The sequence below is a fragment of the Antarcticirhabdus aurantiaca genome, from assembly GCF_009765365.1.
GTDB lineage: Bacteria > Pseudomonadota > Alphaproteobacteria > Rhizobiales > Rhizobiaceae > Antarcticirhabdus > Antarcticirhabdus aurantiaca.
Genome location: NZ_VTOM01000024.1, coordinates 40,689 through 60,098, shown reverse-complemented (window position 1 = coordinate 60,098; position 19,410 = coordinate 40,689). Strand labels below are relative to the sequence as shown.

At 68.7% G+C, this 19,410-nt stretch carries 18 protein-coding genes; 9 read left to right on the top strand and 9 right to left on the bottom strand.

Features of this window, described 5'->3' with window-relative positions; all coding sequences use genetic code 11:
- Nucleotides 1-34: 34 nt before the first annotated feature.
- The 4 genes from FZN60_RS23310 to FZN60_RS23295 all read right to left on the bottom strand — a co-directional run bounded on the left by FZN60_RS23310 (nucleotide 35) and on the right by FZN60_RS23295 (nucleotide 5,627).
- Nucleotides 35-1,717, bottom strand: a complete 1,683-nt coding sequence (locus FZN60_RS23310) for an alkaline phosphatase family protein (RefSeq protein WP_158875915.1) — start codon at nucleotides 1,715-1,717, stop codon at nucleotides 35-37.
- A 374-nt stretch (nucleotides 1,718-2,091) separates the two neighbouring features.
- Nucleotides 2,092-2,418: a YnfA family protein gene (locus FZN60_RS23305; RefSeq protein WP_158875914.1), complete on the bottom strand. Its 327-nt coding sequence runs from the start codon at nucleotides 2,416-2,418 to the stop codon at nucleotides 2,092-2,094.
- 182 nt (nucleotides 2,419-2,600) lie between these two features.
- Entirely contained in the window at nucleotides 2,601-4,115 is a 1,515-nt protein-coding gene (locus tag FZN60_RS23300; RefSeq protein ID WP_158875913.1) for an ATP-binding protein, read from the bottom strand.
- 153 nt (nucleotides 4,116-4,268) lie between these two features.
- Nucleotides 4,269-5,627, bottom strand: a complete 1,359-nt coding sequence (locus FZN60_RS23295; RefSeq protein ID WP_158875912.1) for an Nramp family divalent metal transporter — start codon at nucleotides 5,625-5,627, stop codon at nucleotides 4,269-4,271.
- Nucleotides 5,628-5,704: 77 nt separating this feature from the next.
- Between FZN60_RS23295 and mntR the strand changes: the two genes are divergently transcribed.
- From mntR to FZN60_RS23275, 4 genes are all read left to right on the top strand, one after another.
- The gene (gene mntR / locus FZN60_RS23290; RefSeq protein WP_246727098.1) at nucleotides 5,705-6,196 is read left to right on the top strand and encodes a manganese-binding transcriptional regulator MntR; all 492 of its coding nucleotides are present in this window, start codon (nucleotides 5,705-5,707) and stop codon (nucleotides 6,194-6,196) included.
- Between the two features lie 188 nt (nucleotides 6,197-6,384).
- Nucleotides 6,385-6,837, top strand: coding sequence for a disulfide bond formation protein B (locus tag FZN60_RS23285; RefSeq protein WP_158875910.1), 453 nt, complete (start codon nucleotides 6,385-6,387; stop codon nucleotides 6,835-6,837).
- Complete coding sequence (locus FZN60_RS23280; protein ID WP_158875909.1) at nucleotides 6,834-7,487, top strand: DsbA family protein; 654 nt, start codon at nucleotides 6,834-6,836, stop codon at nucleotides 7,485-7,487. Before FZN60_RS23285 ends, FZN60_RS23280 begins: the two co-directional genes overlap by 4 nt.
- A 362-nt stretch (nucleotides 7,488-7,849) precedes the next feature.
- On the top strand, nucleotides 7,850-8,065 hold the full coding sequence (locus FZN60_RS23275) for a hypothetical protein (RefSeq protein ID WP_158875908.1): 216 nt from the start codon (nucleotides 7,850-7,852) through the stop codon (nucleotides 8,063-8,065).
- Nucleotides 8,066-8,193: 128 nt separating this feature from the next.
- Here the strand turns inward: FZN60_RS23275 and FZN60_RS23270 are convergent, their stop codons facing one another.
- Nucleotides 8,194-9,204: an NAD(P)/FAD-dependent oxidoreductase gene (locus tag FZN60_RS23270; protein WP_158875907.1), complete on the bottom strand. Its 1,011-nt coding sequence runs from the start codon at nucleotides 9,202-9,204 to the stop codon at nucleotides 8,194-8,196.
- A 333-nt stretch (nucleotides 9,205-9,537) separates the two neighbouring features.
- Between FZN60_RS23270 and FZN60_RS23265 the strand changes: the two genes are divergently transcribed.
- The 4 genes from FZN60_RS23265 (at nucleotide 9,538) to FZN60_RS23250 (ending at nucleotide 14,396) form a co-directional block, all read left to right on the top strand.
- Nucleotides 9,538-12,072 carry a heavy metal translocating P-type ATPase gene (locus tag FZN60_RS23265; protein ID WP_158875906.1) on the top strand — a complete coding sequence of 845 codons (2,535 nt, stop codon included), beginning with the start codon at nucleotides 9,538-9,540 and terminating at the stop codon, nucleotides 12,070-12,072.
- An 80-nt stretch (nucleotides 12,073-12,152) separates the two neighbouring features.
- Complete coding sequence (cueR, locus tag FZN60_RS23260; protein ID WP_158875905.1) at nucleotides 12,153-12,602, top strand: Cu(I)-responsive transcriptional regulator; 450 nt, start codon at nucleotides 12,153-12,155, stop codon at nucleotides 12,600-12,602.
- 168 nt (nucleotides 12,603-12,770) lie between these two features.
- Nucleotides 12,771-12,974 (top strand): heavy-metal-associated domain-containing protein, encoded by a 204-nt coding sequence (locus FZN60_RS23255; protein ID WP_158875904.1) that lies wholly within the window; start codon nucleotides 12,771-12,773, stop codon nucleotides 12,972-12,974.
- Nucleotides 12,975-13,532: 558 nt separating this feature from the next.
- Nucleotides 13,533-14,396 carry a WD40/YVTN/BNR-like repeat-containing protein gene (locus tag FZN60_RS23250; RefSeq protein ID WP_158875903.1) on the top strand — a complete coding sequence of 288 codons (864 nt, stop codon included), beginning with the start codon at nucleotides 13,533-13,535 and terminating at the stop codon, nucleotides 14,394-14,396.
- Between the two features lie 85 nt (nucleotides 14,397-14,481).
- On the opposite strand, the gene FZN60_RS23245 is transcribed toward FZN60_RS23250, so the two are convergent.
- The 4 genes from FZN60_RS23245 to FZN60_RS23230 all read right to left on the bottom strand — a co-directional run bounded on the left by FZN60_RS23245 (nucleotide 14,482) and on the right by FZN60_RS23230 (nucleotide 16,587).
- The gene (locus FZN60_RS23245) at nucleotides 14,482-14,994 is read right to left on the bottom strand and encodes a DUF305 domain-containing protein (protein ID WP_158875902.1); all 513 of its coding nucleotides are present in this window, start codon (nucleotides 14,992-14,994) and stop codon (nucleotides 14,482-14,484) included.
- A gap of 90 nt (nucleotides 14,995-15,084) precedes the next feature.
- Entirely contained in the window at nucleotides 15,085-15,561 is a 477-nt protein-coding gene (gene copM, locus FZN60_RS23240) for a CopM family metallochaperone (RefSeq protein ID WP_158875901.1), read from the bottom strand.
- A gap of 99 nt (nucleotides 15,562-15,660) precedes the next feature.
- Nucleotides 15,661-15,993 (bottom strand): four-helix bundle copper-binding protein, encoded by a 333-nt coding sequence (locus FZN60_RS23235; protein ID WP_158875900.1) that lies wholly within the window; start codon nucleotides 15,991-15,993, stop codon nucleotides 15,661-15,663.
- 201 nt (nucleotides 15,994-16,194) lie between these two features.
- Nucleotides 16,195-16,587, bottom strand: a complete 393-nt coding sequence (locus FZN60_RS23230) for a hypothetical protein (RefSeq protein WP_158875899.1) — start codon at nucleotides 16,585-16,587, stop codon at nucleotides 16,195-16,197.
- A gap of 308 nt (nucleotides 16,588-16,895) precedes the next feature.
- Here FZN60_RS23230 and FZN60_RS23225 point away from each other — a divergent pair, with 308 nt between their 5' ends.
- Nucleotides 16,896-19,346, top strand: a complete 2,451-nt coding sequence (locus tag FZN60_RS23225; RefSeq protein WP_158875898.1) for a heavy metal translocating P-type ATPase — start codon at nucleotides 16,896-16,898, stop codon at nucleotides 19,344-19,346.
- Nucleotides 19,347-19,410 lie beyond the last annotated feature (64 nt).

Here is a 19,410-nt window from a genome sequence, read left to right as displayed (position 1 = left end):
GATAACCCCGGAGCACCACCCTGCAAGTTCAACGCTATTGGGCGGGAGTGTCCTGCCCGGTCTGCTGAGCGGGCTCCTCTTCGGCCGGAGAAGCGCCTGCCGTCTCGGCATCCGTTCCACTCGGCCCGGAGCCGGCGCCGGCCGCTCCAGTGCTCGCCTCGGCTCCGGCCGCTCGGGGCAGGCCGGCCGCGTGCGCCATGACGTGGTAGATGAGGTTCTGCTCCACGACGCCGTGGAAGGCGTGGGCCGACGGACCCCATGCGAAGACCGCCACGTCGTCGCCGCCGTGGGTCTCCGAGGACAAGGGTACCAGGGACTGCTGCTTGAAGTCGACCGCCTTCGTGTCGACGCCGGTCAGGTCGGGACGTGTCACGGCTTCCGCTTCCGTGCCTTCCTGAGCATCCTCGGGCAGGGCGGGCATGACGCTTCCCGGACCGTTCGAGTAGCTCAAGGTCGTGTACGGCTTGCCGTCCTTCGCCATCGAGGTCTCGCCCTCGACATCGACGACGAGCCCCAGCAGCTCGTTGCCGCGCCTCGGATAGCCGTTGATGTTCATGGTGTGGCTGTGGTCGGCCGTGACGACGATGAGCGTGTCCTCGCGCTCCGTCATCTCCAGCGCCTGCTTGATCGCCGCGTCGAAGGCGACCATGTCCTCCATGGCACGGGCGGCGTTGCCGTCGTGGTGCGCATGGTCCACCCGCCCTGCCTCGACGAGCAGGACGAAACCGTCCTCGTCCTGCTGCAGACGCGTGATGGCCTTCTGCGTCAGCTCCGCCAGCGAAGGCTCGCCGCCCTTGTCGGCTCCTCGATCCGCCTCGTACTTCATGTGGCTGCCCTCGAAGAGGCCGAGCACCTTGGCGCCGGAGGCGAGATCGACGGCGTTGAGGCCTTCGGTGTTCCACACGAAGCGATGGTTGTTGCTCTTGCGGGTCCAATCTTCGGTGAGGTTGCGACCGTCGCCGCGCCGGCCGGTCTTTCCCTCGTCCTCCGGATCGGCGACCGAGGCCGGCAGGAAGTAGCTGCGCCCGCCACCGAGCGCGATCTCGAAGCCGTCGCCGAAGGGCCAGCTCACGAGCTGGTCGGCGATGTCCTTGCAGGCGCCGCCGGGCGTGCCGCCGTTGTCGGCGAGCGACTTGTCGTCTTCCCAGTCGCGATTGGGAACATGCGCGTAGGTGGCGGCCGGGGTCGCATGGGTGATGCGGGCCGTCGACACGATCCCCGTGGCAAGTCCCGCGTCCTCGGCCATCTCGAAGATGGTCTTCACCTCGTGCCCCTGCGCGGCCGCGCAGTCGCCCACGGGAACGGTCTGGTCGACGCCGATGACGTCGTTGCGGGTCTTCACGCCTGTCGTCATCGCGACGGCGGTCGGCGCCGAGTCCGCGACCTGAGCGTCGTGGGTATAGGTCTTCACGAGCGCCGAGTAGGGGAAGGTGTCCATGGCGAGGTTGTTGGACTCGCCGTCGACGCCCCGCTTCTGGCCCTCGTAGATGCGTCCGGCCGTGATGGTCGGGATGCTCATGCCGTCGGCCACGAACAGGATGACGTTCTTGGCGGGGCCGGTGATCGGCTGCGTGTTCAGGCGGCTCTGCAGGTCGCCGGCCGCTGCCTGGAAGTAGCTGTCGTTCTGCTGGGGCGGGGCGGCATCCTGCCCGTTCGCGCCAGCCGTCATCGTCAAGGTCGAAGTACCCAGCAGAAGCAGTCCCGCCATGCGGTGCATGTCCAATCCTCCCAGAATGGATCGGGCCGGCCCCTCGGGACGACCCTAGGCCGGTCGTGCGGCTCTCGTGTCGACCTCCGATGACCTAGGATCGACACGACTCCTGGGAACGGCAACTGTCCCCTTGCGAGATGCGGCTACGGAAAGAACCTGACCGCCACTCGTCATCTGCATCGACGATTCCTCCGAGGCGTAGAGAACTCGCGATGGAGCAGCGACACCTGAAGGCCTGAGGTACTCGCTGATGCCCGCGGCCGGTTCGCAACGGTCGGTATCGTCACGCTCCACAGGATGACACGCGGATCGGCGTGCAAGTTCGCCGCGGATTCACCACCGGACCGGCAAGGCTCGGATCGACGCGCAGCGAAAGGCCTTCAGGCCGTCCGCGGTGCAAACAGGATGACCGCCATCCCCAAGAGACAGATGGCGGCGCCGGTCAGATCCCAGCGGTCGGGTCGGAAGCCCTCTACGCTCCACAGCCACATGATCGATGCCGCGATGTAGACTCCGCCGTAGGCTGCATAGGCACGGCCTGCCGCGTCCGACTCCACGAAGGTCAGCGCGTACGCGAAGACGATCAGCGCGACGATGCCCGGTGCCAACCACCAGACGCTCTTGTCCAGTCGTACATGTGCCCAGAACGCGAAGCAGCCGACGATCTCGGCGAGCGCTGCGACGACGTAGGCTGCGGCGGTCTGCAATGTCGTCTCCGGGGCTCCTGCCGATGGCTTCGCTTAGCCTGGCGGCTGCCGGATGCCCAGCCCTGACCGTGTCTGCCACGGGGAGCGTCGTGGAAGATGCCCGAAGTCCGCGGTGACACCCCGACCCGGCGCTACGGGTCGACCATCCGATCCGACGCCGTCCATCTCGGCGGACCGGCGGGTCAATCGAGAGGATACATGATCTCGTCCAGCCGGGAGATCGCCCGGCGCACGACGCTGCCGGCGGCGCCCTTCGGGTCGCTCTCGCAGATCGTCAGGCAGGTTGCCGCGAGCTTCAGGATCTCGGTCGCGCGTTCCGCCGGACCGTCCGGGTGAGCCTGGAGGCAACGACCCACGTCGAGGGCGTCCGCCAGGGAGGCGACCTCGAAAGTCGCGCCGGCGAGGATCGACGCCAGCAGCGTGTCGCACCAGGCGCCGTTGCGTTTGAACGCGCTGCGCTTCCCTTCGAGCGAGTCCAGGAACAGCTTCTTGCGACGGGGTGGCGCCGTGGTCGCCTCGATGAAGGACCTGGCGCCCGACAGATCCATTCCCGCCTTGGAGGCGAACATCCGGAAGGGCAGCCATTCCCCGGCGCAGCCGTCGACGACGAACCCGAAGTAGCCCTCGGGATTTCGGACGTCGTCCTGCCGCAGGAAGGCTTCCAACACGTCCTTTCGGGAGATCGCTCCCTTGAAGACGGCCGGCTGCGCCGCCCCGACCTGAACCTCTCCGACGAGACGCAGCGCGGGTGCGCCCGAAACTTCGTCGAACTCGCCTTCCTTGATCAGCGCGATGCCGGCGAGCACCTTCTCGTCGATGTGCAGCGACACGCGCCCGTCGGAAAGGATCCCCTCGGTCAGGTCCGCGATCATGGCCCGCTTCGGTCCCAGCGCCAGCAGGCGCTCGACCATCGGGAGGATCTGCTCGCGGGCGGCGGCGTCGCGACGGTCGAGGATGGCCCGAAGGTCGCTGTACTTGATGCGCTGCGAACGGCCCGGATAGCGGTAGAAGATGTCTCCTTCGCGGAGATCGCCGTCCAGGGTGGTGCGTGCGATCACGGGGCCGCCCGGGTGAGGGCGGACATGGATGACTCCGACGCGCTTGCCGCCGACGTCGAACGAGCGGTGGGTGAAGTCCGGCGTCGGGTCGAAGGCGCTTCGGACCGCCTCCGAGAACCTCGCCGCGTCGGCCTTGTCGAACTCGTCGTTGTCGAGGCCGACGATCTCGTGCGTCTCGTCGTCGACACCGAAGAGGATGTAGCCGCCGCGATTGTTGGCGAGGGCCGCCATGGCCCTCAGCCACTTGTGGGAGTGCCTGAAGCCGAAGCCCTTCTTGCACTCGTGCATGTCGGATTCTCCGGCATGGAGAAACCGGGACCCGGTGGCGCGCTCGCCGAACATCCGCAGGATGGTGCCGTCGGCGAGAGGACCGTCGTCGGCGGTCGCTTCCCGGGCTGGCCCAGCTCCGCCCGGCGTCGTGCTTCGGCTCGCCAGGAAGACGTCGAGAACCGCGTCCGCCGCCGCCGGGATGTCCGCCGAGTTGCTGTAGGTTCCCTTGGCGATCGTTGAGATGCGGCCGGTGTTCACCGCACGGTCGGGACGGTTGAACAGGAACTGGATGTCCTTGTTGCGCATCCCCCTGGCGTCGAGCGCCTTGATGAGCGCGATCTCGTAGTCGGTGATCGACCTCCTCGGCATGCGTCCCCCTTTCGCCGTCTCAGACGAGGGTCGCGGCCGGGGGCCGGAAGCGCAAGCGGGTCCGCGGACATGTCCGCAGGTTTCGGACGCAGCCGTCCGCGGGCGTCCGCGGCCCGCGAGGACCGGAGGGTCGCGCCTTCACGGGACGCGACCTCAGTGCGAGCGCGCTCCGAGGACGAAGTCGAACAACAGCTTGACGTTCAGGAGCGCGATCGTGACCGCGATCACCAGCGCGAGGGCCGACAACCAGCGCGGTGCGACGAGGGCGCCCATCTTCGAGCGGCTCATGGTGAACATGACCAGCGGGAAGACGGCGAAGGAAAGCTGCAGGCTGAGGACCACCTGCGTCAGCACCAGGAGCTGCGCGGTGCCGGAGTCGCCGAACCAGATCGTCACGGAAGCCGCCGGGACGATGGCGATGATCCGCGTGATCAGGCGCCGGAGCCACGGCGCGAGCCTGATCTCGAGGAAACCCTCCATGACGATCTGCCCGGCCATGGTGGCCGTGACGGTCGAATTGATGCCGCAGCAGAGCAGTGCCACGCCGAACAGGGTCGGGGCGATGGCCGCGCCCAAGATCGGCGCAAGGAGGCTGTGCGCCTCGCCGAGTTCGGCGATCTCCACACGTCCGGTGGTGTGGAAGGCTCCCGCCGCCAGGATCAGGATCGAGGCGTTGACGAGGAGAGCGAAGCAGAGCGCCACGGTCGAGTCGAGGGTCGCGAAGCGGAGCGCCTCTCGCTTCTCGGGGAGGGACGTCCCGTAGTTGCGGGTCTGCACGATGCCGGAGTGGAGGTAGAGGTTGTGGGGCATCACCGTCGCGCCGAGGATGCCGAGGGCCAGATACAGCATGTCGGGATTGGTGACGATCTGCGTGGTGGGAGCGAAGCCGGCGATCACGGCTCCCCACTCCGGATCGACCATGGCGATCTGCACCGCGAAGCACACCGCGATGACGCCGAGAAGGGTCACGATCAACGCTTCGACCCAGCGGAAGCCGAGCCTCTGCAGCCAGAGGATCAGGAAGACGTCGACCGCCGTCACGAGGACGCCGATCTCGAGGGGGATCCCGAACAGGAGGTTCAGGCCGATCGCCGTGCCGATGACCTCCGCGATGTCGGTGGCGATGATGGCGATCTCCGCCAGGAACCAGAGCGGTAGGGCGACGTACGAAGGATAGGCGTCGCGGCAGGCCTGGGCGAGGTCGCGCCCGCTGGCGATGGCGAGGCGCGCACAGAGCGATTGCAGGACGATCGCCATGATGTTCGAGAGCAGCGCGACGAAGAGCAGCGTGTAGCCGAACGCCGAGCCGCCGGCGATCGAGGTCGCCCAGTTGCCGGGATCCATGTAGCCGACGGCGACGAGGTAGCCCGGGCCGAGGAACGCCGCGGCCTTGCGCCATGGCGGCCCTGAGCGCCTCACGTCGACCGTACGGTGCACGTCCAGGAGAGAGCCGTCGCCCCGATCACGGCGCCAACCGCCTTCGTCAGATTGGAATCCCGCTTCCGCCGTCATGACGACCCCCGATGTGAGATGACGAAGGATTGCTCTCGGCCGCCAGTTTTGTCCAGAGACAAACTTTGACGTAGAGGGTGATCCGATACATCCTCGAACAGGTCGGTCAGGAGGTCGGATTGACGGGAAGACGGGACGGCGAAGCGTCGATCGAAGCCGCGGCGGAGCGTTTCGCCCGCGTACGTGAAGCCAACAGGTCGGAGGTTGCGGAGGATTACGTCGAGATGATCGACGACCTCTTGGCGCAGCACGGCGAGGCCAGGTCGGCGGACCTCGCCGAACGTTTCGGCGTCTCGCCGGCGACCGTTGCGCGCACGATTCAGCGTCTCGCACGTGCCGGCCTGGTGGAAAGCCGCCCCTACCGTTCGATCTTCCTGACGCCCGAGGGCAAGCGGCTGGCGACGACCATCCGCCAGCGTCATCAGGTGGTTCTCGACTTCCTGCTGGCCATCGGCGTCGATCCGGCGGCTGCGGAGGCCGACGCGGAGGGCATCGAGCATCATGTCGGCGAGGGGACGCTGGAGGCGTTCCGCCGATTTCTCGACGCGTCCGGAAGAAGTGGCGTCTGAACCACGACGGCCATTCCGCGTCGATCGGACCGAGGTCCGGCCGACCCTTCAGCCTCTCCGCCCGTGTCCATCTCCCGAAATCGTGACGCATGGAGAGCCGTCTCGGGGTGGATGATCCCGGTTTTCCCTTGCTCCTCCAGCCGCTCGAGCATGTATCGCTCCGTCAGTGACCGGCCGGAGGATTCGTCATGCAGGAAGCACCGTCGACGATACGCTCGACAGATGCGCAAGGGGCGCCGTGGCCGCTCTCCGCCGCTTGGATCGTCTCGCTGGTTTCGACGCTCGGCGCTCTCTTCGTCGGCGAGGTCATGGGGCAGGTGCCCTGCGAACTGTGCTGGTACCAGCGGATCCTGATATTCCCGCTGGCGGTCGTGCTCGGCATAGCGGCCTTCAAAGGCGACCGGGGCGTGCGGGTCTACGTCGTGCCGCTTTCGGTCCTAGGCGCCGCCGTCGCCGGGTTCCACAGCCTCCTCTACGCAGGCCTCGTGCCGGAAAGCATCGAGCCGTGCGGACGCGGACCGTCGTGCGCGAGCGCGGACATGACGATCCTGGGCGGCCTGCCGCTGCCCTTCCTCTCGCTCGCGGGCTTCGTCGTCGTCGCTCTTCTCCTGACCCTTCCCCGCAAAGGATCCTCCGCATGAACCGCCGGTTCTTCGTGGCCTCGACCGCCGCCGTAGCCTTGTCCGTCTTCGCTGGCGCCGCCTTCTGGTACCGGTCGAGCCGGATCGGGCCGGCGCCGCTCGCCGCCGACGGCGACAGGCTGGTGCGTCCTCATTCGCCCGTGGTCGGCAGGAGCGACGCGCCGGTGACGCTGGTCGAGTTCTTCGACCCGTCCTGCGAGGCGTGCCGGGCATTCCATCCGATCCTCGGCGACATCCTGGGGCGTCACCCGGAGGATCTGCGGCTCGTCCTGCGCTACACCCCGTTGCACGAAGGGTCGGACGAGGCCGTCCGCATCCTCGAGGCTGCGCGGCGTCAGGAGAAGTTCGAGGTCGTCCTCGACGCGCTCTTCGAGCGTCAGCCCGAATGGGCCGTGCATGGCGCTCCCGACCTCGAGAAGGCTTGGGCCGTCGCCGGCGCGGCCGGACTGGACCTCGAGCGGGGCCGCCGCGACGCCGCTCTGCCCGAAGTCGAGGCGGTTCTGAAGCAGGACGTCGCGGATCTGGAGACGGTCGGGATCGAGCGGACGCCGACCTTCTTCGTGGACGGGCGGGAACCGGCGGAGTTCGGACCGCGTCCCCTCTACGAGTCGATCGTCGCGGCCATCGGAAGGAGCAGGGCGGCTTCCTGAGGAGTTCTTCTCCTCGGCTTCCTTCCGCGGCTTCCCCGCTTCTCCTCGTTCTCGGCTGAAACGGAGCTTGCAGGTCCCGACGGACGAGCCCCCGAGTGCGCTGCGCGCCTCGGGTCGGGCATGCGGCGGGCCTGTCGATCGGAGGCGCTCGTGACAACCGCGACGTCGGCGCGTTCGACGGTCCGCCGGACGATTGGTGCCGAAGCCCGACCCGAGGCGTGCCGGCCCGTAGCGATGTCGGCCTGATCCGACAGGGCAAAACATCCGCCCCTGCTCGGCACGTCCGCTCTCGTCGGCGAGAGCTGTCCGGTCCTCCGAACCAACGGCTTCACGCGGTACTTCGACACCTGTGCCGCGTCCACGTGCCCCAGCCCTGGACGGTCCTGGAACACCACGGCGACGGCGACCTCCGCCAGCTCGTCCGGCAGATGCCGGCGCTGACGAAGATGAACGTCGACGACGCCTCCTTCTCCGAAGGGGAGCCGATCACCCTCGGCTTCTCGCAGAAGGTCGGCGAGATCCTGCGCCACATCGGATCCGAGGTTCCGGTCCGGCCCCAGTACCGATTCACCATGTAGGATCCGGCGCTCGGCCGACGGGATCGAGACAAGTCGACGCGACGTCGGACGGTCACGGAACGCTTCGCCGCGCCCGGTGGGGTGTCACCGCCGCCACCACGGATGCGACATCGGCGGCGCAAGACCTTTCACCTGTCGCTCGTTCCACCGCCACGCAGGTGGTTGTGGATGTCGGTGGCGGCTACGGCTGCCTGTCCCCAGGCCACGGCAACCTGGTTCAGGCTGCTCGCCACGTCTCCGGCGGCCCAGAGACCGGGAACGCTTGCCCTCTGGTGCTGGTCGACGACGATCGCGTCGCAGGCGCCGTCCAGCTCGGCGCCGAGCTGTGCCGCGAGAGCGGACCGTGCCCGCGAGCCGAGCGCCGCGTAGATCGTGTCGTAGCGCAGTCGGTCACCGCCGATTGTCCGAACGATCATGCGTTCGTCGTCTTCGCGCACGAGCGCCGCCACTCTTCCTTCCACGACGCCTATGCCGTGGTTCGCCAGCTTTGCCTGATCTTCCGGCGACGAACACCGGGCGCCCTCTGTCAGGAGGAGGGTGACCCGGTCGCTGTAGGTCCGCATGAAGATCGCCTCAGCGACGGCGCCGGCCCCGTCGCCGAGGACGGCGATGTCGTTATCCATCGCCTCGAAGGCGTCGCACACCGGGCAGATCCGGATCAGACCCGCGGAGATCGCCGCCGCAAGGTCCGGCATGTCCGGCTCGTTGTCCTGGACGCCCGTGGCGAGAAGGACGGTACGGGCTCGCATGGTGGCTCGTTCCCCGTTCTCCGCGGCCACCAGGCACGCGAAGCCTTCGCTCTCCGCTTGGAGTGTGTCGACGTCGCCGACCCTCGGGACGATGCCGTAGACCGCCGCCTGCTCGTTGTGCCGTCGCAGGATGTCCGGGCCCGTGATCCCGTCCGCGAAGCCGGGAATGTTGTGGCTCATCGGGATCCTGGAAGCCCTGCTCGTTCCCGTGTCCACGACGACGACGCTGCGTCGGAAGCGGGAGAGGTAGACGGCGGCGGTCAGGCCGGCGGGGCCGGCTCCGACGATCAGGCAGTCGTATGTTCCGTCCAGCGACAAATGCTTGAGTTCCAACAGGTTGACGTCATCCGCCAATGCTTGCCACCTCCTTTGGTTCTCCCCGGTTCCCATAGCCGCCTCGGCGCCGGATACCTGCTGCTCCTGCGATGGACGATCGGTGCAGGCTCGATGTCATCGGCCTGCGCCGAAGGACCTCGCCCTTCTCGCGCAGGATGCCGCGGCGGAGCACGGGCAGGGGTGGAGGAAGCCGGTCGGCATCCGGTGGGACAGAAGGCTCGCTGCACACCAGATGGTGCGAGGCACGCCGCCGGACCGGTAGATCGTTTCGTGGCAGGGTTCGGTGATCACGGAACAGGCCTTTCGCAGGCGTCGAAAATCGGCCCTTGACCTTCCAATGATTGGAAGCACCATCTTGCGTTCCGACACCAGATCGGAGGCGCCGCCATGAATCGGATGATCGCCAGCAAGGATCTCGAACCGGCGGAACGGGTCCGCTCCTTCGAGATCGAAGGGATGAGTTGCGCGTCCTGCGTCGGACGGGTCGAACGGGCGATCCGGAACGTTCCCGGCGTCGAGGCGGCAGCCGTCAACCTCGCCACGGAACGGGCGGAGGTCACGTTCGGGTGGGACGCGGACGAAGCGTCCGTCGTCGCCGCCATCGAAGGGGCGGGATACGAGGTCCGCACCGCCAGCATGGAGATCGGCATCGAGGGCATGACCTGCGCCTCGTGCGTGCGAAGGGTCGAGCAGGCCCTGGCGGCCGTGCCCGGCGTGCGCTCGGTCGCAGTGAACCTGGCGACCGAGCGCGCCACGATATCTTCCGGCGGCTATGTCGATCCCGTTGGCCTGGAGGCGGCTGTCCGCAATGCCGGTTACGAGCCGCGGCGGCTGGAGGCGGGCGGGTCGTCCGGCGAGGAGCGCGCACTCGCCAAGGAGCGGGAACTCGCCGCCCTGAAGCGGGATCTCGTCCTCGCCGCCGTCCTGACGCTGCCCGTCTTCGTGCTGGAGATGGGCTCCCACCTGATCCCGGCCGTCCACATGTTCGTCATGGACACCGTTGGGATGCAGGAGAGCCGTCTCCTCCAGTTCGTCCTGACCACGCTCGTCCTGTTCGGGCCGGGGCGACGCTTCTTCGCGAAGGGCATCCCCGCGCTCGCACGTCTCGCACCGGACATGAACTCCCTCGTCGTGGTCGGCACCACCGCCGCCTGGACGTATTCGGTCGTCGCCACCTTCGCACCCGGACTGCTACCCGTCGGGGGAGACGCGATCTACTTCGAGGCCGCGGCGGTCATCGTCACCCTGATCCTGCTCGGCCGCTTCCTGGAGGCGCGGGCCAAGGGGCGGACCGGCGCGGCCATCGCCCGGCTCGTGGGGCTGAGGGCGAAGACGGCTCGCGTGCGACGGGACGGCCGCTTCGTCGAGGTGCCGCTCGAGGACGTCGTCGTGGGAGACCTGATCCAGGTCCGCCCGGGCGAGAAGCTCCCGGTCGACGGCACGGTGGTCGAAGGATCGTCCTTCGTCGACGAGTCGATGATCACCGGCGAACCGGTGCCGGTCGAGAAGGGCGTCGGCGCCGGTGTCGTCGGGGCGACGATGAACACGACGGGCAGCCTGACCCTCCGGGCCGAGAAGGTCGGCGGCGACACGATGCTCGCGCAGATCATCCGGATGGTCGAGGCGGCGCAGGGCGGCAAGCTGCCGATCCAGGCGCTCGTCGACCGGGTGACGCAGTGGTTCGTGCCGGCCGTCATGGCCGTCGCGGCCGTCACGTTCGTCGCCTGGCTCGTGTTCGGACCCGAGCCGGCCTTGTCCGCCGCCCTGGTGCATGCGGTCGCCGTCCTCATCATCGCCTGTCCCTGCGCCATGGGCCTGGCGACGCCGACCTCGATCATGGTCGGCACGGGAAGGGCGGCCGAACTCGGCGTGCTCTTCCGGAAAGGCGAAGCGCTCCAGACGCTCCGCGACGCGGACGTCGTGGCGCTCGACAAGACCGGCACTCTGACGCTCGGCAAGCCGGTGCTGACCGACCTCGTCGTCACCGACGGGTTCGCCGAGACCGAGGTCCTTTCGCTGCTGGCCGCCGTCGAGGCGCGCTCGGAACACCCCGTGGCCGCCGCCGTCGTCGCCGAAGCCGAACGTCGGAACGTGCCGGTCGCGGACGCCACAGGCTTCGAGGCCGATCCCGGCTTCGGCGTGCGGGCGCGAGTCGGAGGCCGCGAGGTCGTCGTCGGCGCCGACAGGATGATGGCGAAGCTCGGCATCGACGTCGCACGCTTCTCCGACGTGGCCGGCCGTCTCGGCGGCGAGGGCAAGTCGCCCCTCTACGCGGCCGTGGACGGGCGGGCGGCGGCGGTCGTCGCGGTGTCGGATCCGGTCAAGCCGACGACCCTGGAAGCGATTCGTGCGCTCCACGACATGGGCCTCGGCGTGGCGATGATCACCGGCGACAACCGCAGGACCGCCGAGGCGGTGGCGGCGTCGCTCGGCATCGACGAAGTGATCGCGGAGGTGCTGCCCGCCGGCAAGGTAGAGGCCGTGAAGCGGCTTCGGGAGGGTGGCCGCAAGGTCGCCTTCGTCGGCGACGGGATCAACGACGCGCCGGCCCTGGCGGAAGCGGACGTCGGATTGGCCGTCGGCACGGGTACGGACGTCGCGGTCGAGAGCGCCGATGTCGTCCTGGTCGCGGGCGACCTGAGGGCCGTCGCGAACGCCGTCGCCTTGTCGAAGGCGACGATCCGGAACATCAGGCAGAACCTCTTCTGGGCCTTCGCCTACAACGCCGCGCTGATCCCGGTGGCGGCGGGCCTTCTTCAGCCGTTCGGAGGCCCGACGCTCTCGCCGGCACTCGCCGCCGGCGCGATGGCCCTGTCAAGCGTCTTCGTCCTCGGCAACGCCATGCGTCTGAAGCGCTTCGCGGCGCCCGCACGCGAGCAGGCCCAAGGGTCGGCCGCCCCCGACGTGCCGGCGGCTGCATGACGGACCGCGGCGGTCGACTTCACGATCCTTCGGACGGCGGCCTACGCGTGTCGCCGTCCGCAACCCCGAGGAGATCCACGATGAACATCGGGCAGGCCGCGGAGGCGTCCGGCGTCAACGCCAAGATGATCCGCTACTACGAGAGCATCGGCCTCATCGCGCCCGCCGGGCGGACCGCGGCCGGTTACCGGGTCTACTCCGAGAGCGACGTCGCCACGCTGCGCTTCATCCGCCGCTCGCGGGACCTGAACTTCTCGGTGGAGCAGATGCAGGAGCTGCTCGCGCTTTGGCGGGACCGCGACCGGTCGAGCGCGGACGTCAAGCGCCTCGCGCTCGAACACCTCGCCGTCCTCGAGAACCGCATGCGCGAACTGCAGGCGATGTCGGACACGCTCCGCCATCTGGCGGACCACTGCCATGGGGACGGTCGTCCCGACTGTCCGATCATCAGCGACCTGGCAGGCGCGCCCGGCTGCGCCTCGGACGGCCGGCGGCGGCGGACCGCCAAGGGCTTCGAGACCGTCAGGTAGTGCCGGACGAGGCGACCCGAGGAACGGCGACGCGGGTAGGGCGGTGGGTGGCGGAGCCGATGCCGCACGTCCGGGATCCGCGAAGCTCCGGATGGACGGTCGGGTCTTGACCTTCCAACGGTTGGAAGCCCCATCTTCTCGACACATGGCAACGGAAGGAGCTGTCCCATGCTGAAGCTGAAGGTCCAGGACATGAGCTGCGGCCATTGCAGCGCGACCGTCACGAAGGCGGTCAAGAGCGTCGACCCGGCGGCGGACGTCGCCGTCGACCTCTCGTCGGGCGTGGTCTCGATCGAGAGTGCGGGAGACGAGGCCCGCATCGCCGACGCGATCCGCTCGGCCGGCTACGCCAACGAGAAGCTGGCAGCCTGATGAAGGGCCTCCACGGCATTCCGGCGGTGGATCCGCCGTGGAGGCGTCCGCCCCGCCGAGCGGCCGTCCGGCCAGGGGTGTCGGCAGAGGCTCGGACGATACGTGTCGCTTGCGCGGCGTCGACGAGCCTGCATCGTCTCGTGATTCTGTTGGCGTTGCTTCTAGGCGTCGGCATGCAGCCGACGTTCGCGGCGGTGGGCTTCGTCGCCCACGGCCCGAGCATCCTCGACCACGCCGCGGAACACGGCTGCCCCGACTGCGAGCAGGAAACGGCGCCCGCGGCGTGTGCGGCCGCGTGCGCCGGTCTCGCCACGCATGCCACGCCGACCGCCGTGGATCGCGGCCGCCCTCGTACGATCCATCCGTCCGCCACCCACCCGCGGCTCGTCGGCGAGGATCCCGCACCCGACCCACAGCCTCCGAGATCGCCGGTCTGACGCCGGCCGGCGTGCCGCCGATGCGATGACGCATCCGACGCCGGACAATCGTGACCTGCCCCGCCGGAGCCGATCCCAGGCTCGGCGGGCGATCGATCCAGATCATCGGAAGGCATCATCCATGAAGAACCGGAACACCATCCTCGCCGCCACCGTAGCGGCCGCCGTGCTCGCCGCGACGTCGCTCTGGGCGGCACAAACCCGCACCGTGCCCTTGTCGGACCTCACCCACGTCCACGGCGTGGTCGTGGATCCCGAGGACGGCTCGCGCCTCCTCCTCGCCACCCACCACGGCGTCTGGCGCACGTTGCCCGACGGACGTGCGGAGCAGGTCTCCGACAACGCCGACGACTACATGGGCTTCACCGCCCATCCGAAGGATCCGGCCCTCTTCTACGGCAGCGGGCATCCGGCCACCGGCGGCAACGCCGGCTTCCTCGTCTCGCGGGACGGTGCTCGCACGTGGGAGCAGGTGTCGGCCGGCGCGGACGGCCCCGTCGACTTCCACGCGATGACCGTCAGCGCTGCCGACCCGAACGTGATCTACGGGCTCTACGGGGGTCTCCAGGCGAGCCGCGACGGCGGCCGGACGTGGGAGGTCGTCGGGAGCCCTTCCGGGGAGGTCTACGACGTCGCGGCGTCCGCGACCGACGTCGACACGGTCTACGCGGCGACCGAGGCCGGACCGTCGGTGAGTTCGGACGGAGGCAGGACCTGGGCCGATGCCGGCGCTCCCAGGCGGCCGACGAGCCTGGTGGAAGTCGGCAAGGACGGCACGGTCTACGCCTTCGTCGTGGGTAGCGGGCTCCTGAGGCTGACCGTCGCGGACGAGGAATGGCAGCGCGTGTCGGAGACTTCGCCCGACTGGATCCCGCTGCATCTCGCCCTCCATCCCGACGATCCCGCCCGCCTCTTCGCGATCACGACGGAGAGCCGGATCATGGCCAGCGAGGACGGCGGCGGGACCTGGCGCCAGCTCGGCTGATCGACGTCGCCCGCCCTTTCCGGCCGGCAAAGCCGGGTGGGGTGGGCGACCTGTTCCCGGCCCGAAGGCGCGTCCGGCCCTCGTCTCAGTCGGTCGTGGCGGTCACGGCCGAACCGTTCGCCGGGGGCAGGTCGGTCGCGCCGGACGCCGGCGGGTCGGCCTCGAGGTCGGCGATCAGCCGCTCCATCTCGCCGATCTCCCGCACCTGCGCCTCGATGATCTCGTCGGCGAGCTTGCGGACCCTCGGGTCGCGGATGTGGGCCCGCTCGCTCGTCATGATGGCGATCGAGTGGTGCGGGATCATCGCCTTCATGTAGGCGACGTCGTAGACCGTCTCCTGGCTCCGCACGAGCCAGAGCGCGCCCGCGAAGACCACGACGCTCGCCGCAAGGATGGCGGCGTTGAGGGTCCTGTTGCGATACATCGACCACATGAAGCCCATCATGATCAGGGCCATGACGGCCCCCATGACGACCGCCATCCAGGTCCGCGTCTGGCTGTAGAAGACGTGGTCCAGCGCGTAGGTGTTGAGATACATCAGGCCGAACATCACGACCGTGGAGGTCGCGATCATCGCGGCGAAGCGTGCGTAGGACATCTGTTCGACTCCGGGTTTCCCCCTCGCGGACCGCGAGGGGGATCGGGAAGCGGTCGAGGCCGCTCCCTCACGTCGTTGCGGGGATGGCGATCAGCCGGCGTGCTCGGAAACCCACGCCGTCATCTCCTCGATCTCCTTCTTCTGGTCGTCGATGATCTTCTGAGCCATCTTCTTGGACTCCTCGTCCTTGCCCATCTTCAGCTCGACCTCCGCCATGGCGATGGCGCCCTGATGGTGGGCGATCATCCCGCAGTTGAAGGCGAGGTCGGGATCCTCGATCATCATCGCCTGCATCATCGGCATGTGCATCTTCATCATGGCGTCCATGTTCGCCTTGACGACCTCGCTCTTGCCCTCGCCGGACATCATGCCACCCATGGCGCCCGACATGGACGACATGTCCATGGAGCCGGCCGCCTTGGTGCAGGCTTCGGGAAGCTGCACCTGCTCCTGCGACATGGACGAGCCGCCCGAATGGTTCTGCATCGACGAGCCGCTTTCCTGAGCGGTGGCGGCGCCGAAGGCGAGGGTGGTCAGGGCGGCCGAAAGGATGAGGGTCTTGCGCATTATCGTTCTCCTTGAAGAGTCGCGGATCCTTCGGGATCCCCGTCGCGTCCGGCATGGGAAGCCGCGGCCGGACTTCGCGGCTCTCTGGTCCGGGACGGCCTAGGCGGCCATCCTGTGGCAGCTTTCCGCACAGCGGCGGCAGGCCTCCACGCAGTCCTGCATGTCGCCGACCCTTTCGCAGTCGGCGGCGCACGCGTCGCAGATCTCGGCGCAGACGGCGCAGGTCCGCTTGTGGTGGGCGCCCCCGATCAGCATGAAATGGGCCGAGGTGCGGCAGATCTCCGCGCACTCCGCCATGAGCGTGAAGTGCGCCTTCTCGACGTGTGGCCCGCCTGCTTCGAGGCAGTGGTTCATCGCCATGGACAGGCAGGTCCGATAGCAGGCAAGGCACTCGTCGATGCAGGCCTGCATCTCGTTGGAGAGATGGTTCATCTCGTTCTCCTCGGTTGGACGTGTCCGCGGCGAGGTACGGAACCGCGACTGCGGCCCGACCCCGACACGGCGACGCCTCGTTGGTACGTGTGACGGAAGATGGCAGTGCGTCGGTCCGGCCGCGCCGGCCTGCGCCGGGCCCGAACTTTCACCGGAGATCGGAACAGGGCTCCGGTTCCGGCTCTCGGAACCCCGAACGCTTCAGGCGGCCCGTGGCGGCCGCCGCGGGCCGGCGGGCTCGATGCCTTCGCGTTCGACAACGGTCGGGAGGGGAGCGAGGCGGATGGTCGCCTCCGACCTCGCGTCCGGGCCGAGCGGGAACGGCAGTATGGAGGTACAAGACTTTCCGCAGCAGGACATGGATCCGTGCTTCGCGGCTTCGCCACCCGTGCCGTGGTGGTCGCCGCCCGTGTCTTGACGGTCGCCTACGTCGTGATGCGGAGAGGCGGCGCGGTCGTGGTGCCCCGCTGCCGGGTTGAAGGAGGCCGGCGAGCGGAGATCCATGCCCGCCATCGCCGTGCCGTGACCCGCGAAGGCGGCCACGGCAACGAACGACAGGATCATGACCATCTTTCGGATGAGCGTCGCCGACATATCCAATTCCGCATCCGGACGTTGGGAGAAGTAGTCAGGATTCGGGAAGTTCCACCCATGTCGCCACCGTTTTGTGGAACGGCGTACCATTGCGCCACCGAAGGACGACACCTTTCACAAGGCTTGGTCGAACCTGCCGAAACCGCGGGAGAAATCCGACAGTGGCGTGCTTGACCTTCCAACGGTTGGAAGCGGCAATCTGGGGGAAATCGGCGTCGGACGACGGGCCGACCGGGATCCGTTTGGCCGAGGCGCCACGACGCGACCCGAGTCCGGCAAGATCGGCCGACAAGCGGGGCAGGTGAACCATGACCGACCACACACCGCATAGCACCAGCAGCGACGGGGCGCGGGGCGCCCATCCGCATCACGATCATGGTGGACACGGGCACGGCGCTCATGCGCGTCACCGTCCCCCACACGGCGGTGGCGGCGAGGCAGATGCCGCCCGGCAGACCGGACCGGCGACAGCGAGCGTGCGCGATCCGGTCTGCGGGATGGAGATCGATCCGGCCATCACGAGTCACCGGGCCGAATTCCACGGCCAGACCTACCACTTCTGCTCCGACGGGTGCCGGACGAAGTTCAAGGCCGCTCCCGATCGCTACACGCAGCTCAAGGAGCCGGTGGCGACCGACGTTCCCGAGGGGACCATCTACACCTGCCCGATGCACCCGCAGATCCGGCAGGTCGGACCCGGAAGCTGCCCGATCTGCGGCATGGCGCTCGAGCCGGAGATCGCGACCGGCGACGAGGGGCCGAGCGAGGAGCTGCGCGACATGAGCCGACGCTTCGTCGTCGGCCTGGTCCTCGCCGTTCCGGTCGTCGCGCTGGAGATGGGCGGCCATCTCCTGGGATTGGACGCCGTGGTCGGCCCGGCGCTTTCCAACTGGCTCCAGCTCCTGTTCGCCACGCCCGTGGTCCTCTGGGCCGGATGGCCGTTCTTCGTGCGCGGCTGGAACTCGCTCGCGGCACGCTCCCTCAACATGTTCACCCTCATCGCGCTCGGCACGGGCGTCGCGTGGATCTATTCCGTCGTGGCGACCCTCGCTCCGGGGATCTTCCCGGCGGCGTTCAGGGGACATGGCGGCACCGTGGCGGTCTACTTCGAGGCCGCAGCCGTCATCACGGTCCTCGTCCTGCTCGGGCAGGTGCTGGAGCTGCGTGCGCGGGAGCGGACCTCCGGTGCCATCAAGGCGCTTCTCGACCTCGCGCCCGCGACCGCCCGGCGCATCTCCTCCGACGGATCGGAGGTCGAGGTGTCGCTCGATGAGGTGAAGGTCGGCGACCGTCTGCGCGTACGTCCCGGCGAGAAGGTGCCGCTGGACGGCGAGGTCGTGGAAGGGCGCTCGAACGTCGACGAGTCGATGGTCACCGGCGAACCGCTGGCGGTCGTGAAGTCGGCCGGGGCGAAGGTGGTCGGCGGGACGCTCAACGGGCAGGGTAGCTTCGTCATGCGCGCCGAACGGGTCGGCCGCGACACGATGCTCTCGCAGATCGTCCAGATGGTCGCGAAGGCCCAGAGGTCACGCGCACCCATCCAGCGCCTCGTCGACACGGTCTCGGCATGGTTCGTGCCCGCCGTGATGGCCGTGGCGTTCGTCGCGTTCCTGGCCTGGTCCGTCTGGGGGCCGGAGCCGGCGATGGCCTACGGGCTCATCGCCGCGGTGAGCGTCCTGATCATCGCCTGTCCCTGCGCGCTCGGCCTCGCGACCCCCATGTCGATCATGGTGGGCGTCGGACGCGGGGCGCAGGCCGGCGTGCTCATCAAGAACGCCGAGGCGCTGGAGCGCATGGAGAAGGTCGACCTCCTCGTGGTCGACAAGACGGGGACGCTGACGGAGGGCAAGCCCCGCGTCACGGTCGTCCGACCGTCCGGATCCCTCTCGGAGGAGGAGCTTCTCGGGCTCGCGGCCAGCCTCGAGCGGGCGAGCGAGCATCCCCTGGCGGCGGCCGTCGTCGCCGAGGCCGAAGCGCGGCGACTGCCGTTCCAGCCCGTCGAGGACTTCGACTCGCCGACGGGCAAGGGCGTGGTCGGCCGGGTCGCCGGACGGCGGATCGAGATCGGCAACGCGCGTTTCCTCACCGAACTCGGCGTAGACGCGGCGGCCCTCGAGGCGGACGCCGACACGCTGCGCGCCGACGGGGCGACGGCGATCCTGGTCGCCGTGGACGGTTCCCCGGCGGGCGTGCTCGCCATCGCGGATCCGGTCAAGGAAACGACGCCCGCGGCGATCAAGTCGCTCCATGAAGCGGGGATCAGGATCGTCATGCTGACCGGCGACAACCGTACCAGCGCCGAGGCCGTGGCCCGCAGGCTCGGCATCGACGAGGTCAGGGCGGAGGTGCTGCCCGAGGACAAGGGGGAGATCGTCGCCGCCTTCAGGAGCGAGGGCAGGGTCGTCGCCATGGCCGGAGACGGCGTCAACGACGCGCCCGCGCTCGCCGCGGCCGACGTCGGCATCGCCATGGGCACCGGAACCGACGTCGCCATGGAGAGCGCGGGCGTCACCCTCCTGCGCGGCGACCTGACGGGCATCGTGCACGCGCTCAAGCTCAGCCGGGCGACCATGGGAAACATCCGCCAGAACCTCTTCTTCGCCTTCGTCTACAACGCGCTGGGCGTGCCGGTGGCCGCCGGCCTCCTCTATCCGGTAGCGGGCATTCTCCTGTCGCCGATCATCGCCGCGGCCGCCATGGCCCTTTCGTCCTTCAGCGTCATCGTGAACTCGCTGCGCCTTCGGGCGGCGAGGTTTTGAGCGATGGCAAGGCAAGGCGCGGATCCGCGGGAATGGCGGCCACGGCAGAGCTGTCCAAGCGCGA

Coding starts and splice junctions, on each gene's coding strand:
- FZN60_RS23310 (WP_158875915.1), bottom strand. CDS start 1,717: ATGCACCGCATGGCGGGACTGCTTCTGCTGGGTACTTCGACCTTGACG.
- FZN60_RS23300 (WP_158875913.1), bottom strand. CDS start 4,115: ATGCCGAGGAGGTCGATCACCGACTACGAGATCGCGCTCATCAAGGCG.
- FZN60_RS23295 (WP_158875912.1), bottom strand. CDS start 5,627: ATGACGGCGGAAGCGGGATTCCAATCTGACGAAGGCGGTTGGCGCCGT.
- FZN60_RS23285 (WP_158875910.1), top strand. CDS start 6,385: ATGCAGGAAGCACCGTCGACGATACGCTCGACAGATGCGCAAGGGGCG.
- FZN60_RS23280 (WP_158875909.1), top strand. CDS start 6,834: ATGAACCGCCGGTTCTTCGTGGCCTCGACCGCCGCCGTAGCCTTGTCC.
- FZN60_RS23270 (WP_158875907.1), bottom strand. CDS start 9,204: ATGGGAACCGGGGAGAACCAAAGGAGGTGGCAAGCATTGGCGGATGAC.
- FZN60_RS23265 (WP_158875906.1), top strand. CDS start 9,538: ATGAATCGGATGATCGCCAGCAAGGATCTCGAACCGGCGGAACGGGTC.
- cueR (WP_158875905.1), top strand. CDS start 12,153: ATGAACATCGGGCAGGCCGCGGAGGCGTCCGGCGTCAACGCCAAGATG.
- FZN60_RS23255 (WP_158875904.1), top strand. CDS start 12,771: ATGCTGAAGCTGAAGGTCCAGGACATGAGCTGCGGCCATTGCAGCGCG.
- FZN60_RS23250 (WP_158875903.1), top strand. CDS start 13,533: ATGAAGAACCGGAACACCATCCTCGCCGCCACCGTAGCGGCCGCCGTG.
- FZN60_RS23245 (WP_158875902.1), bottom strand. CDS start 14,994: ATGTCCTACGCACGCTTCGCCGCGATGATCGCGACCTCCACGGTCGTG.
- copM (WP_158875901.1), bottom strand. CDS start 15,561: ATGCGCAAGACCCTCATCCTTTCGGCCGCCCTGACCACCCTCGCCTTC.
- FZN60_RS23235 (WP_158875900.1), bottom strand. CDS start 15,993: ATGAACCATCTCTCCAACGAGATGCAGGCCTGCATCGACGAGTGCCTT.
- FZN60_RS23230 (WP_158875899.1), bottom strand. CDS start 16,587: ATGTCGGCGACGCTCATCCGAAAGATGGTCATGATCCTGTCGTTCGTT.
- FZN60_RS23225 (WP_158875898.1), top strand. CDS start 16,896: ATGACCGACCACACACCGCATAGCACCAGCAGCGACGGGGCGCGGGGC.